We start from the raw sequence: 14,496 nt of genomic DNA, 5'->3' as shown, positions 1-14,496 counted from the left end.
GGACCACAAGCAGGTGTTCCTCGGCTCGATGCGACCGGCCAGCGTGTCGAGTAGGTCGAGTGGGTCGAGGAAGACGACAACGCCAAGGAAACGGCCTACGACGTGCCGCCCGAGACCTCGGCGTGGCAGCGCATCAAGCGGCGACTCATCGGGCCGATCATCCCGCAGAGCCAGCTATAGAAATGCTCGCCGCGAAGGGGCTGCGGGGCGCACGCATGTCGGGCACCGCCGCCATCAGCGCCTGCGTGTAGGCGTGCTTCGGCGCATCCAGCACTTCGGCAGCGCTCCCCTGCTCCACCAGCCGCCCGCGCTGCATCACGCCCACGTCGTCGCACATGTGGCGGATCACGGCCAGGTTGTGGCTGATCAGCAGGTACGTCAGGCCGAACTCGTCCTGCAGGTCGCGCATGAGGTTCAGCACCTGGGCCTGCACCGACACGTCGAGCGACGAGGTCGGCTCGTCGCAGACGATGAACTCGGGCTTGCTCGCCAGCGCCCGCGCGATGGCGATGCGCTGGCGCTGGCCGCCCGAGAACTGGTGCGGGTAGCGCCGGCCATCGTCGGGCGACATGCGCACGCGGCGCAGAGCCTCGACCACACGCTCCGCCGTTTCTTCGGCGCTGCCGGCCAGGCCCAGCACCTCCACCGGTTCGGCGATCAATTGGTCCACGCGCCAGCGCGGGTTGAGGCTGGCGTACGGGTCTTGAAAGATCATCTGGAAGCGCCGTCGCAGCGCCGCAGTCTGCGCGGTGCTGCCCCAGCGATCGATGCCGTCGAACAGCACCGCGCCCGCGGTGGGCCGCGTCAGGCCGGCGATCATGCGCGCCACGGTCGACTTGCCCGAGCCCGATTCGCCGACCAGCCCGAAGGTGCAGCCGCGCGCAATGTCGAAGTGCACGTCGTCGACCGCGCGCAGCACCTTCTTCGGTTCGCGCGCCAGCGTGCGGACGAGCCAGCCGGCGGACAGGTGGAACTCGCGCGACAGGCCTTGCACGCGGACCAGTGGCGCGCTTTCTTCAGATGCTGCCACCGCACCCGTCTCGATCTGCACTGGCGGCAACACGTCAGCCTCGGCAATGTCCGCGCCGATCTCCGGCACCGGCAACCGGTGCAACCTGTGGCGCACCGAAGGAATCGCGGCCATCAGCGCGCGGGTGTAGGGCTCGCGCGGGCGGTCGAGAATCTCGCGCACCGGGCCGGTCTCCAATACGCGGCCCTGGTACATCACCATCACCCGGTCGGCCGCCTCGGCGATCACGCCCATGTCGTGCGTGATCAGCATCGCAGCCGTGCCGCGCTCGCGGCAGACGCGGCGGAACACGCGGATCACCTGGGCCTGCACCGACACGTCGAGCGCGGTGGTGGGTTCGTCGGCAATCAGCAGTTGCGGCTCGGCACACAGCGCGAGCGCAATCGCCACGCGCTGGCGCATGCCGCCCGAAAACTGGTGCGGGTACTGGTCGATGCGGCTTTCGGGGTCGGGAATCTCGACGTCGGCCAGCAGCGCCAGTGCGCGCTGCCGTGCCTCCTGCTCGCTCACGGGCAAGTGCGTGCGGATGGTCTCGATCAGGTGGCGGCCGATCGGATAGACGGGGTTCAAGCTGGTCAGCGGGTCCTGGAACACGCTGCCGATGCGGCGCCCTCTCACGCGGCGCATGTCTTCGCCGCGCAGCGTGTCGATGCGCTCGCCGTGCAGCTCGACCGAGCCACCAGCGATGCGCCCCGGTGGCGGCACCAGTCCGATGACGGCGGCGCCGACCATCGACTTGCCCGCGCCGGATTCGCCGACCACGCCAAGAATCTCGCCCCTTGCGATCTCGAAGGACACGCCGTCGAGCACGCGCACGACGCCCCGGTGCGTGTCGAACTCCACGCCCAGGTCGCGCACCTGCAGCACAGGCAACACTGGCGCCGGAGCGGCCGACCATTCGTCGCGCGCGCTCATTGCAGCCTCGGGTTCAGGGCGTCGCGCAGCCAGTCGCCCACCAGGTTGACCGACAACGCCAGCGCCAGCAGCACCAGCCCGGGAAACAGAAGAATCCACCACTCGCCCGAGAACAGAAAGCCCTGCCCGATGCGGATCAGCGTGCCGAGCGACGGTTGCGTGGGCGGCAGCCCGACACCCAGGTACGACAGCGTCGACTCCGCCACGATGGCCAGCGCAAAGCTGATGGTGGCAATCACCAGCACCGGTGCCAGCAGGTTCGGCAAGATGTGCCGCACCAGGATGCCGGTGCGCGAACGGCCGATGATCTGCGCGGCGGCCACATAGTCCTTGTGCTTCTCGACCATCACCGCGCCGCGCACCGTGCGCGCGTACTGCACCCATTCAGACAAGCCAATGGCCGCCACGATCACATACACCGCCATGTCGTCGCGGTAGCCCTCGGGCAGCATCCCGCGCGCAATGCCGAAGATCAGCAGCGCCACCAGCAGCACCGGAAAGGTGAGCTGCACATCAGCGACGCGCATCACCAGCGTGTCGAACCAGCCACCCGCATAGCCCGCCGCCAGCCCGAGCGGCACGCCGATGGCCAGCGACAGCGCCACCGCACTGATGCCCACCAGCAGCGACATGCGCAGCCCATAGAGGATGGCCGAGAACACGTCGCGCCCCTGGTCATCGGCGCCCAGCGGATAGAAGGCGCCGGTCACGCCCTGCTGCCCCGGCGGCGTGAAGGCGTCGATCAGGTCGAGGTTGGCCGGATCGAAAGGGTTCTGCCGTGCGATCCACGGCGCGAACAGAGAAGCCACTGCGATCAGCAGCAGCACCAGCGCGGCCAGTTGCACGGTGCGCGAGCGTGCGAACGCGCGCAGCACGGGCGAATCGGCGTTGCGCCAGCGGCGCGGTGCATTCGCGGCGGGTGAAGAAGGAAGCGTCATCAAGGAAAAAAAGAGAAGAAGGTTCAGGCACGCCGCAGGCGCGGATCGACCAGCACATACAGCAGGTCGACAACAAGGTTGATCGCCACATAGAGCAGCGCAATCAGCAGCAGGTAGGCCGCCACCACCGGCACGTCCACCCCTTGAATCGAGGAGATGAACAGCAGGCCCACGCCGGGCCACTGGAACACCGTTTCCGTGACGATGGCAAAGGCGACGAGCGAGCCGATCTGCAGCCCGGTGATGGTGATGACCGGAATCAGCGTGTTGCGCAGTGCATGCCCGTAGTTCAGGTCGCGCTCGCGCAGCCCGCGCGCGCGGCCGAAGCGGATGTAGTCGGCGCGCAGCACCTCCAGCATTTCGGCGCGCACGAGCCGCATGATGAGCGTGAGCTTGTACAGGCCCAGCGTCAGCGCCGGCATCAGCAGCGAGGCCCAGCCCGAGAGCGTGAGCAGCCCCGTGCTCCACCCGCCGAGCTGCACCGTGTCGCCGCGCCCGAACGACGGCAGCCAGCGCAGCTCGACCGCAAAGAGGTAGATGAGCCCGATGCCGATCAGGAAGGTGGGCAGCGACACGCCGACCAGCGACGCGGTCATGACCACGCGGCTCGCGATACTGTCGCGCCGGATCGCGGTGTATACGCCCAGCGCCACACCGCCCACCACCGCCAGAACAGAGGCCACCAGCGCCAGTTCCAGCGTGGCCGGCAGCCGCTCGGCGATGAGTTCGACCACCGGCCGCTTGAGCCGGTACGACACACCCAGGTCGCCCTGCAGCGCATGGCCCACATAGCGCAGGTACTGGATGGGCACCGGGCTGTCGAAGCCCAGCTCGGCCGTCAGCGCCGCGCGCTCTTGCACGGTTGCGTCTTCGCCGAGCAGGCTGATGGTCGGGTCACCGATGTGGCGAAACACCAGGAACGAGACGAAGGACACGACCAGCAACACCAGCACGGACTGGCCGAGCCGGCGCAAGAGATGAACCAGCATCGCGCGCCGTTACTTCTTCGCCACCTTCACGTTCTTGAAATAGACAGTGCCATCGGGGCTGACCGGGATGTCGAGCCGCGGAGTCGATGCGAAGTTGAGCACCTGGTCGTGCAGCGCGATGTAGATGCGCTCTTTCTGCACCGTCTGCCAGATGCTCTTGATGGTGGCGTCGCGCTTGCCCTTGTCGCTTTCGGAGGCCAGCGATGCGATCTGCGCATCGACCTCGGGGTTGCTGTAGCCGGTGGCGTTGGTCGGGCCGCGACCGTCCTTGCCGCGCGTGTAGACCAGGTAATCGAAGATGTAGGCCGAGTCGTAGGTGGGCACGCCCCAGCCGAACAAATAGAAGTCGGTGTCGGCCGTGTTGATGGCAGTGCTGTGCAGCGCGATCGGGCGTGCCGCCACCGTGGTCTTGATGCCGATGCGCCCGAGGAAGCCCGACACCGCCGTGCTGATGGCCTCGTCGTTCACGTAGCGGTCGTTCGGCGTGTGCAGCGTGATCGAAAAGCCGTTCGGATAGCCGGCCTCGGCCAGCAGCTTCTTGGCCTGGGCGGCATTGGCCTTCGGGTAGGCCGCAAGGCTCTTTTCATAGCCGTGCACGAACGGCGGCGCGATGATGCCCGAGGGGTTCGACAGGCCGCGCATCACGGCCGTCTTGATGGCGTCGCGGTCGATGGCCAGGCCGATGGCTTCGCGCACGCGGGGGTCGGCCAGCGGGTTGCGGCCCTTCACGTCCGAGTACTTGAGCTCCTTCGCGCCCACGTTCAGACCCAGGAAGATCGACCGGTTCTCGGGCCCTTCGGTCACGCGCAAGCGCTTGTCGGCCTTGAGCCGGCCCACGTCCTGCGCGGGCAGGTCCTGCACGAAATCGACCTCGCCCGACAGCAGCGCGGCCACGCGCGTGGCGGGCGACTTGATCGGCACGTAGATCAGCTCGGTCACCTCCAGCGGAAACTGGCCACGGCCCCAGTACTGCGGGAACTGCTTGAGCACCGTGCGCGTATCGACCTCGCGCGATGCCAGCACATAGGGGCCGGTGCCGTTTTCGTTGCGGGTGGAGAAGTTCTCGGTCTTGCTCGCCACGTCCTGCGACTGCTCGGCCTTGTTCGCCTTCGCCCATGCTTCGCTCAGGATGAAGATGTTCGTGAGGTTGTTCGGAAAGATCAGGTTCGGCCCCTTGGTCTTGACCTGGACCGTGAGCGGATCGATCTTCGTCACCTCGGCCACCGACGTCAGCAGCGATTTCAGCGCCGACGTCGGCGCCTGTGCCCGCTTGAGCGAGAACACCACGTCGTCGGCCGTGAGCAGCGAACCGTCATGGAACTTGACGCCGGGGCGCAGCTTGAACTCCCACACCGTTGCGTCGGCCGTGAGCTTCCACGAGGCGGCGAGGCCGGGTTGCAGCTTGCTGTCGGCACCGCGCACGACCAGCGGTTCGTAGATCTGGTGCAGCAGGCCGAAGTTGGTGCCGGTGTTGACCGCATGCGGATCGAGCGTGGCCGGGTCGGCGCTGCGCGCCCAGCGCACGGTTTCGGCGGAAGCGATGGACACCTGCAGCAGGCCGGCGGCCAGCAAGGTCGCGGTCAGAAGTCGTCGGAGCATGAAGAATCCTCGGGATTTTTTTTTGAAGAAGAAACGGGCGGATGGCCATGGCTCGCACGTTGTTGCGAGGCGCGACTGTGCCCCGCCTCGCGCCATACCCAAAGAAGCAATCCGCATATCGAAGCACAGAGAAAGCGAGCACAAAGACGCGCGAGCGCCCCTATGCCAGACCGGCCCGACGCTTCAAGCGCAGTCCGGCCCACTCCTTGTGAATGCAAAAGAAAGAGAGCAGGTTGCACTCCAGGAAGTTCGGTCACGATCACCAACGAAGCGATTGCGATAAGTCCAGAACCTAGGCATCTGAATCGCTCGTGCAGGAGAACCCACCGGTCACCCTGGAAATCCGCCGCATCCTCGGGGAAGCGCTGCAGCCCGCCTGGCGATTGCTGCAGGCATGCGTTAATACCGCTCCATGGACAACTTGCAAGCATTGCAGTCGCTCGGCATCTCGCTGCCGAGCCCGGCCTACATCGTCGGCGTCGTGCTGTTCGGCCTCGCGGGCATCGCGGCGTACCGATACGGCAAGCGCTCCGGGCGCTGGAAAAGCAAATGGCTCGGCATCGCGCTGATGCTCTACCCCTACGCGATTTCGCGGACCTGGATGCTCTACGTCGTCGGCATCGCGCTGTGCGCGGGCATCTTCATCGATCACGATTGAATCGTCCGGCGGCGTCAAAAAAACGAGCCCGAAGGCTCGTTAAAAGTCGCCCGTCGAGTTGGCAAGCAACCCGGCTCCGACTCACCTCGAACTCATCCGATCCGGCCGTCTAACCGGCCTCCAATGTCTCTTCGAGCACCGCCGCTGCCGCTCCGGGCGCGTGCCAGCCCAGTGCCGGCGCGATGCGTTGCGCGAGGTCGTGCAGGATCTGTTCGTACTCCTCGCCGCTGAAGTTGTAGGGCAGTTCAACGCGCAGTTCACTCACTTGCGGCAGCACCGGGTCCTTGCGCAGCCGCTCCAGGATTTCATCGGACGTGCCTACGAGGTCGGTCGCGAAGAGCGTGCGCCGCTCGCCTTGCGGCGCCAGCGTGCGTTCGACGCGGCCCGCGGCGAACGCACGGTAGCGCCGGCGCGTGGCGGCATCGGCGCTGTCGAGCGGCACGATGACACGGCCCAGTGCCACCCTGCCCTTGCGTTGTACGTCTTCGCTGGCGCGGTAGCGTTCGATGAGCCCCGACTGCGCCTGCAGAAAGTCGCTCGTGGTCTCGCCCGACAGCACATTGCCCAGCAGCAGATTGAAGCCGTTGCGCCCCGCCCATTCCACCGAGCGCAGCGAGCCGCCCCCATACCAGAGCCGGTCGACCAGCCCCGGTGCATGGGGCTGCACGCGTGGACGCAGGCGCCCGCCCGCCGACTCGACGAAGGTGTCTTCGTCGCCGAGCAACGAGTCTTCCAGGTTGGCCCGCAGCCGACCCACGCGCTTGTGCGTGAAGTCGATGGTGTTCGGCGCTGCGTCGTAGAAGCGGTTGCCGAGCAGCGCGCCATGCAGCGGTGCACCCGCACTCAGGCCCACCTGCAAGCGGCCGCGCGACAGCACATCGACGGTGGCAAGGTCTTCGGCGAGCCGGAACGGGTTCTCGTACCCCATCTGGATCACCGCGGCCCCCAGCTCGATGCGTTGTGTGCGTTGTGTTGCTGCAGCAAGAAAGGTGGAAGCCGATGAAACGCCACGCTCCAGGTGTCGCTGGCGTACCCAGGCGCCGTCGAAGCCGCGCTTTTCGCCGAACTCGAACAGCTTCAGCGCGGCTTCGAGGCCGGCCAGCGGATCTGCTTCGGCATAGTTGCCGGGCGTGAGAAATCCAAGGTGTCGGATGGTCATGGTGCGGTCTGTTCTCGATGTCTTTTCCCCAAGACTTCTGTTCGGGGCACTTTTGTTTTAGCGGCGCTTGTGTTTGGGTCGTTGTTCAGGGCGGGTGCGAATGACACCGGGAGCTCCCCTGTGCGAATGTCCCCCGCTTCGCTCCTCCTTTATTTCGCTGCGGGGAGCACCCGGTGTCATTCGCACAAGGGCACGCTGCTGGTGATCGCCGATCAACAAGTGCTCTGAGCGCTCGCGCCGATACGGGGCTCTTTTTAGCTAAATAAAGGAGGAGCGAAGCGGGGGACATTCGCGAAAAAGAGCACCGTGTCGGCGTGAGCGTCGCCCTGAACAACGCACTTCCTAGAACTTGGGCAACCCAGGAGGATTGGTCTCGGACTTCGGCAAGGCCTCTTCCGCAAGGCTCCAGCGTGCAAGCGCTTTGGCGTAGGTGTCGTTGCGGATCAGGCCGTTGGTTGCCGTGGTCAGCGCCGCAGCCAAGCCGCTCCCCTTGCGCGTGGCAACCGCCACATCGGACTTCAGCGGCCAGCCGGCATTGACGGTGCCCACCAGCCGCAGTTGCCCGTTCTTCGCCGACTCGTACGCCTGTGGCGCATTGGGATTGAAATTGGCATCGACCCGCTTGGTGGTCACAGCCAGCCAGCGCGTCACATCGTCGTCGTAGTACTGGATCTCGACCGGCTTCAGGCCAGCGGCAATGTTCTGCCGGTTCCATTCGAGCAGGATGCGTTCCTGATTCGTGCCCGCGCCGGTCGTGAGCTTCAAGCCTGCCACGTCCTTCGGCTCCTTGATCGACTTGATGGCACTGTCGGTACGCACATAGAAGCCGTGCAGGCCCAGCCGGTAAGTGGAGAAGTCGAACTTCTCCTTGCGCTGCTCGGTCACGCCCACGTTGGAGATCACCGCGTCGTACTTGCCCGAACTCAGGCCCAACGGCCAGTCGGCCCAGGCGATGGGCTGCAGATCGAGTTTGCGGCCCAGCGCTTCGGCCAGAAGGTGCGCGAAGTCGGCATCGAAGCCGACGACCGTCTTCGCATCGGTGGCATAGGTGGAGATCGGCGGCGCGAAAGGCGCCACCGCGATGGTGAGCACGCCATCCTTCACGAACTTGAAGCCCGCTGGAATGGCGTTGACAGCCCCCACGTCCTTGCTCGTGTGAAGGCGCCCGCGCTGCTCGGGGCTGAAGTCGAACTTGTCGGCGGCATGCGCCATCGTCAGGGCCGCGAGACCGAGGACGACCAGCACGCCCGCTTTGCTTTTGAATGACATGGGTTCCGGCCTCAGTTCTTCGGCAGGCCGGGCGGATTGGTGCGTGCCACCTCGATCGCCTCCGAACTCAGGTTCCAGCGCGACAGCGCCTTGGCGTAGTTGCCGTTCTTGATCTGCGCGTTCAGCGCCACCGTGACGGCTTCGGCGATGCCCGAGCCCTTGCGCGAGGTGACCGCGATCTCCGCATTCAGCGGCCAGCCGCCCGAGAACAGGCCGGCGAGCCGGGTCTTGCCGTCGCGCGCCTCATAGGCTGCGAGGGCGTTGGGGCCCACGTAGGCGTCGGCACGACCCGACTGGATCGCCAGGCGCTGCACCACATCGTCGTCGTAGTACTGCAGCTCGATCGGCTTCAGCCCGGCGGCGATGTTCTGCTTGTTCCAGCGCAAGAGAATCTGCTCCTGGTTGGTGCTGGCGGTCACGATGATCCTCAGGCCCGCAATGTCCTTGGGCTCCTTGATCGGGGCGATCTTGCTGTCGGACTTCACATACAGGCCGAGCTGGTCGTTGCGGTAGGTGGAAAAGTCGAACTTCTCCTTGCGCTCCTCGGTCACCGTCACGTTCGACACCACCACGTCGAACTTGCCCGACTGCAGGCCCAGCGGCCAGTCGGCCCAATTGGTCGGCACCAGCTCCAGCTTGCGCCCGAGGCTGTCGGCCACCAGTTGCGCGATGTCGGGCGCGTTGCCAACGGGTGTCTTCGTGTCGGTGGCATAGGCCGCGAGCGGCAAGCGCCCGACGCTGGTGCCGACGACCAGCACGCCTTCTTTCAGGAACTTGAAATCCTTCGCGAGCTTGATGGCTTCGTCCAGCTTCTGCGCGCGCGGCCGGCCCGGCTGTTCGGGGTTCAGGTCGCCGACGGACTGGGCCGATGCAGCCAGCGGCAGCAAGGCGGCGACAACCAGGGCGGACAGGATTTTTCTTCGGTGGTTCATGAGGGGCGATGCAGTGAATAAGGAAAAAGAAAAAAGGAAGTCAAAGAACCTTGGCCAGGAACTCGGCCGTGCGCGGATGCTCTGGCGCGTTGAATACCTTCTCGGGCGTGCCGGTTTCGAGAATGCGGCCCCGCTCCATGAAGACGATGGTGTCGGCCACCTCGCGGGCAAAGCCGATCTCGTGCGTCACGATGACCAGCGTGGTGCCTGAGCGCGCCAGCTCCTTGATGACGGCCAGCACCTCGCCCACCAGTTCGGGGTCGAGCGCCGAAGTGGGCTCGTCGAACAGCAGCACCTTGGGCTTGAGCGCGAGCGCACGGGCAATCGCCACGCGCTGCTGCTGGCCGCCCGACAGTTGACGCGGATAGGCATGCGTCTTGTCGGCCAGCCCAACCCGCACCAGCAGCTCGGAAGCCAGCGCCTCGGCGTCGGGACGCGACAGGCCGCGCACGGAGATGGGGGCCTCAATGATGTTCTCCAGCACCGTGAGGTGCGGGAACAGGTTGAAGTTCTGGAACACCATGCCCACGTCGACGCGGCGCTTGAGAATCTCTTTCTCGTGCAGCTCGTACAGCGTGTCTTCGTCGCGGCGGTAGCCGATCAGCTCGCCATCGATGGCGATAAAGCCGTCGTCCACGCGCTCCAGGTGATTGATGGCGCGCAGCAGCGTCGACTTGCCCGAGCCCGACTGGCCGAGGATGACCGTCACGCTGCCCTGCCCCACGTCGAGCGTCACGTTGTCGAGCACCTTGAGCGCACCGAAGCTCTTGGACACACCGTGGATCGTGACCTCGCCGCCTTGCGTGAGCGGGTCGGTCCATCGGGGCACCTGCGCCGGCACGGATGTATCTGCAACGTCGTCTTCGACCACGGGGCCGGCCACGGGCGCCTTCGACCGCCACAGCCCGCGCACCACGCCACCCAGCCACGAACGGGGCGGGTTGCGCAGCGCACCGCGCGAGAAATGCCGCTCGACGTAGTGCTGCACCACCGACAACCCCGTGAGGATGATGAGGTACCACACCGTCGCCACCATCAGCAGCGGAATCACTTCCAGGTTGCGGCGGTAGATGATCTGGATCGTGTAGAACAGCTCTGGCAGTGCCAGGATATAGAGGTTCGACGTGCCCTTGGCCAGCCCGATGATGTCGTTGAAGGCCGTCGGCAAGATGGTGCGCATCGCCTGCGGCAGCACGATGCGGAAAGACTGCCGACCGCGCGAAAGACCGAGCGCCGCAGCCGCTTCGAGCTGCCCCTGCTCCACCGACAGGATGCCGCCACGCACGATTTCCGAGGCAAAGGCCGCCTGGTTCAGCGTGAGGCCCAGCAGCGCTGCAATGAACGGGCTGATGAGCTGCGTGGTCGGGTACGAGAAGAAAGTGATGTCGGTGAAGGGCACACCCAGCGCGACCGTCTCGTACAGGTAGCCGAGGTTGTTGATGATCAGCAGCAGGACGATCACCGGCACCGAACGGAAGATCCAGGTGAACACCCACGACAACCGCGCCAGCAGCGGCGAGCGCGACACCCGCGCCAGCGCCAGCCCCGTGCCGAAGAAGAAGCCCAGCAGCGCACCCAGCGCGGTCAGCAGCAGCGTGCGGCCCAGCCCTTCGAGTACTGGTTCGGCGAAGAACCATTCGGCGAACACACCCCAACCCCAACGCGGATTGGTCAACACCGAATGCAGAACGATGCCGATGACGAACACCGCGAACACGGTGCCCACCGTGCGTGCCGGATAGCGGGCCGGCACGATGCGAAAGTGCGAATAGTCGCCTTTGGCCGGCGCGATGCGTGGCGGCGGTGCGGGCTCGGACCTCGATGGGACACGCGCCGGCGCGGGGCTTCGCGGCTCGGGGCCGACTTCCAGAACGGTGGTGGTGTTCATCGCTGCACCGCCTCTGCCTTGGCCGCTGCCGGGCGGCTGTGATGGCGCGCGGTGGCCAGGTGTTTCTCGAAAGGCAGCTTGCGCGGTGTCTCGGGGTCGGCGACCTCATCGAACAGCGCGGTGTAGCCGTGGCCGCGATACAGGCCCACGGCCTCGGGCTGGCGAAAACCTGTCGTGAGGTAGATGCGCTCATAGCCCTGGCGCAGCACCTGCGCTTCCAGCTCCAGCAGCACCTTGCTGGCAAGGCCCTGGCGCCGCAAGTCACTGTGCGTCCACACGCGCTTCAGTTCGGCCGTGCGTTCGTCGTGGCGCATGAAGGCGCCGCCGCCGATGGCAATGCCATCGCGCAGCAGCAGCACGAAGTTGCCGTGCGGCGGTGCGAACACCTCGGCCGGATACCGGTCGATCTCGCGCGGGGCACCCGGCTCGCGCAGCACGTCGCCGTAGCGGCTGTCGTACTCGAAAGTGAGGCCCTCGATCAACGGCTTGGCGCGCGGATCGAGCGGCGTGGTGTAGAGAAACTGTTCGCTCATGGGGTCGACTCCTGGGGGGCTTCGTCGGAGAGAAAGCGCTCGGCCAGTCGCACCCAGTAGATGGCTGCGGGCGCGAGGATCGCGTCGTTGAAGTCGTAGTGCGGGCTGTGCAGCGAGGCGCTGTCGCCATTGCCGAAGAACACATAGCTGCCGGGGCGCGCCTGCAGCATGAAGGCGAAGTCTTCGCTGGCGGTGCGCGGGCGGAATGCGGCATCGACACGGTCCGCGCCGAAGGTGTCGAGCGCCACCTCGCGGGCGAAGACGGTCTCGGCCTCGTGGTTGATGACAGGCGGAAAGCCCAGCCGGTAATTGACATCCGCCGTGGCACCGAAGCTCTCGGCCTGTGCCTTCGCCAACGCTGGAATGCGCTGTTGCAGCAAGGCACGCACCTCGGGCTTGAAGGAGCGTGCCGTGAGCTTCAGCTCCACGGTGCCGGGAATCACGTTGGAAGCCTCGCCTCCATGGATGGAGCCCAGCGTCACCACGCCCATGTCGAGCGGGTTGACGTTGCGCGACACGATGGTCTGCAGCGCTGTGATCAGGTGTGCGCTGACCACCACCGGGTCGACCGTTTCGTGCGGCTGCGCGCCGTGGCCGCCCTTGCCGCGCACGGTGATCTCGGCCTGGTCGATGGCCGCCATCGCGGGCCCCGAGACGCAGCCGACATGCCCCGCGCCGACGCAGGGCCAGTTGTGCAGGCCGAAGACCGCGTCGCACGGGAAGCGCTCGAACAGGCCCTCTTCGATCATCTGCTTGGCGCCGGCGCCAAGTTCTTCGGCCGGCTGGAAGATCAGGTGCAGCGTGCCGCTGAATTCACCCGACTGGGCGAGAAAACGCGCCGCCGCCAACAGGATGGCGGTGTGGCCGTCATGGCCGCAGGCATGCATCACGCCCGCATTCACGCTGGCATAGGCCAGGCCCGTGGCCTCGCGGATGGGCAGCGCATCCATGTCGGCACGGATGCCCAGACGCTTGCCGGGGCCGCGCCGCAACGTGCCCACCACGCCGGTGCCGGCAATGCCGGTCGTGACCTCGTAGCCCCAGGCGGTCAGGCGCTCGATCACCAGGGCGGAAGTGCGGTGCTCCTTGAATGAGAGTTCAGGGTGCTGATGGATGTCGCGTCGCAGTGCGATGAACTCGTCGCCGTAGCTGGCAATGGCGGATTCGACGCGGTGGATGTCCTTGACGGCCGTGCGCGGCAATACGGCGCCCATCAGGCGACCTTTTTCACAACAGCCGCGACACCTTCCTGCGCCACGTAGCGGCTCGCCTTGCGCGGCAGGCCGAGGTGATCGCGCAGCGTGTGGCCGGGCAGCTCACGCTGGTAGCGCCCGCGCGCCTCCAGCGCCGGGACCACGAATTCGATGAAGTCGTCCAGGCCCTGCCCCAACACCGGAAAGCCGAGGATGAAGCCGTCGGCCGCGCCTTCGTCCACCCAGCGGATGATCTCGTCAGCAATGCGCTCGCCGGTGCCGACGAACTGCGTGCGCGGCGTGGCGACTTCGAGCGCCACTTCGCGCAGCGTCTGGCCCTTGGCCCTGGCGTTGGCCTTGATGCGGTCGGTGGTCGAGCGAAAGCTGTTGCGGCCGATCTCGCCCAGCTCGGGGAACGGCGCGTCCAGCGGGTACTGGCTGAAGTCGTGGTGGTCGAAGAAGCGGCCCAGATAGGCCAGCGCTTCCTCGACGGTCAGCAGCTCGCGGATGGTGCGGTACTTGGCCTCGGCCTCTTCCTCAGTCGCCGCGACGACCGGGCCGATGCCCGGGAATATCTTCACGTCGTCGGCCTGCCGGCCCTGTGCGACCGCGCTGGCCTTCACCTGCTTGAGGAAGGCGCGTGTCTCCTCGATGGACGGCGAATGCGTGAACACCGCATCCGCGTACTTGCCCGCCAGCCCGACACCCGCGTCGGACGATCCGGCCTGGAAGATCACCGGCTGGCCCTGCGGCGAGCGCTGGATGTTCAGCGGGCCCGACACATTGAAGAAGCGCCCCTTGTGGTCCAGCGTATGCAACTTCTCGCGATCGAAGAACTGCCCGCTCTCGCGGTTGCGCGTGAAGGCGTCCTCATCCCAGCTGTCCCACAGGCCTTGCGTCACTGCGAGGTATTCGTCGGCGATCTCGTAGCGCAGCGCGTGCTCGGGGTGTGTGCGGCTGTAGTTCTTGGCGCTGCCTTCGAGCGGCGTGGTCACCACGTTCCAGCCCGCGCGCCCGCCGCTGATGAGGTCGAGCGAGGCGAACTGGCGCGCCACCGTGAACGGGTCGCTGTACGAGCTGGAAATGGTGCCCGCCAGGCCGATCTTCGAGGTCACGGTCGCGAGCGCCGACAGGATCGAGATGGGCTCGAAACGGTTCAGGAAGTGCGGGATCGACTTCTCGTTGATGTAGAGCCCGTCTGCCACGAAGGCGAAGGCAATGCCTGCCGCTTCGGCCTTCTGCGCGGTCCGCACGAAGAAGTCGAGGTTGACGCTGGCATCGGCCGGTCCGCCCGGATGCTTCCATGAATTCATGTGGCTGCCGGCACCTTGCAGCATGACGCCGAACTTGATGTTGCTCATGACGATCGTTCTTCTTGATTGGGGAAAAAAGG

General features: G+C 66.1%; 12 protein-coding genes. 1 reads left to right on the top strand and 11 read right to left on the bottom strand.

From position 1 onward, the window contains the following. Positions 1 to 157: 157 nt before the first annotated feature. From H7F35_RS28035 to H7F35_RS28020, 4 genes are read right to left on the bottom strand one after another with little or no spacing between them, the layout of a single operon-like run. Positions 158 to 1,945, bottom strand: a complete 1,788-nt coding sequence (locus H7F35_RS28035) for an ABC transporter ATP-binding protein (RefSeq protein ID WP_187109787.1) — start codon at positions 1,943 to 1,945, stop codon at positions 158 to 160. Beyond that, positions 1,942 to 2,883 (bottom strand): ABC transporter permease, encoded by a 942-nt coding sequence (locus tag H7F35_RS28030; protein WP_187109786.1) that lies wholly within the window; start codon positions 2,881 to 2,883, stop codon positions 1,942 to 1,944. The genes H7F35_RS28035 and H7F35_RS28030 overlap by 4 nt, the downstream gene beginning before the upstream one ends. Before the next feature lie 23 nt (positions 2,884 to 2,906). Next, positions 2,907 to 3,872 (bottom strand): ABC transporter permease, encoded by a 966-nt coding sequence (locus H7F35_RS28025; protein WP_187109785.1) that lies wholly within the window; start codon positions 3,870 to 3,872, stop codon positions 2,907 to 2,909. Positions 3,873 to 3,881: 9 nt separating this feature from the next. Beyond that, on the bottom strand, positions 3,882 to 5,471 hold the full coding sequence (locus H7F35_RS28020; protein ID WP_187109784.1) for an ABC transporter substrate-binding protein: 1,590 nt from the start codon (positions 5,469 to 5,471) through the stop codon (positions 3,882 to 3,884). A 412-nt stretch (positions 5,472 to 5,883) separates the two neighbouring features. Between H7F35_RS28020 and H7F35_RS28015 the strand changes: the two genes are divergently transcribed. Beyond that, positions 5,884 to 6,129 carry a hypothetical protein gene (locus H7F35_RS28015; RefSeq protein ID WP_187109783.1) on the top strand — a complete coding sequence of 82 codons (246 nt, stop codon included), beginning with the start codon at positions 5,884 to 5,886 and terminating at the stop codon, positions 6,127 to 6,129. 109 nt (positions 6,130 to 6,238) lie between these two features. Here the strand turns inward: H7F35_RS28015 and H7F35_RS28010 are convergent, their stop codons facing one another. The 7 genes from H7F35_RS28010 to H7F35_RS27980 all read right to left on the bottom strand — a co-directional run bounded on the left by H7F35_RS28010 (position 6,239) and on the right by H7F35_RS27980 (position 14,464). After that, entirely contained in the window at positions 6,239 to 7,288 is a 1,050-nt protein-coding gene (locus H7F35_RS28010) for an LLM class flavin-dependent oxidoreductase (RefSeq protein WP_187109782.1), read from the bottom strand. A gap of 342 nt (positions 7,289 to 7,630) precedes the next feature. Beyond that, complete coding sequence (locus tag H7F35_RS28005; RefSeq protein ID WP_187109781.1) at positions 7,631 to 8,557, bottom strand: ABC transporter substrate-binding protein; 927 nt, start codon at positions 8,555 to 8,557, stop codon at positions 7,631 to 7,633. Between the two features lie 11 nt (positions 8,558 to 8,568). Next, positions 8,569 to 9,489, bottom strand: coding sequence for an ABC transporter substrate-binding protein (locus tag H7F35_RS28000; protein ID WP_187109780.1), 921 nt, complete (start codon positions 9,487 to 9,489; stop codon positions 8,569 to 8,571). 40 nt (positions 9,490 to 9,529) lie between these two features. Continuing rightward, positions 9,530 to 11,377: an amino acid ABC transporter permease/ATP-binding protein gene (locus tag H7F35_RS35075; protein WP_222621975.1), complete on the bottom strand. Its 1,848-nt coding sequence runs from the start codon at positions 11,375 to 11,377 to the stop codon at positions 9,530 to 9,532. Continuing rightward, positions 11,374 to 11,910, bottom strand: coding sequence for a GNAT family N-acetyltransferase (locus H7F35_RS27990; protein WP_187109779.1), 537 nt, complete (start codon positions 11,908 to 11,910; stop codon positions 11,374 to 11,376). The genes H7F35_RS35075 and H7F35_RS27990 overlap by 4 nt, the downstream gene beginning before the upstream one ends. Beyond that, a complete protein-coding gene (locus H7F35_RS27985; RefSeq protein ID WP_187109778.1) occupies positions 11,907 to 13,124 on the bottom strand; it encodes a M20 aminoacylase family protein in 1,218 nt (405 codons plus the stop codon). Before H7F35_RS27985 ends, H7F35_RS27990 begins: the two co-directional genes overlap by 4 nt. After that, positions 13,124 to 14,464, bottom strand: coding sequence for an LLM class flavin-dependent oxidoreductase (locus H7F35_RS27980; RefSeq protein ID WP_410010734.1), 1,341 nt, complete (start codon positions 14,462 to 14,464; stop codon positions 13,124 to 13,126). The genes H7F35_RS27985 and H7F35_RS27980 overlap by 1 nt, the downstream gene beginning before the upstream one ends. Positions 14,465 to 14,496 lie beyond the last annotated feature (32 nt).

Origin of the sequence: Variovorax sp. PAMC26660, assembly GCF_014302995.1 — a bacterium.
Taxonomy (GTDB): domain Bacteria; phylum Pseudomonadota; class Gammaproteobacteria; order Burkholderiales; family Burkholderiaceae_C; genus Variovorax.
The sequence above is the reverse complement of the archived record's forward strand: the minus strand, read 5'-3'. Positions and strand labels throughout refer to the sequence as shown.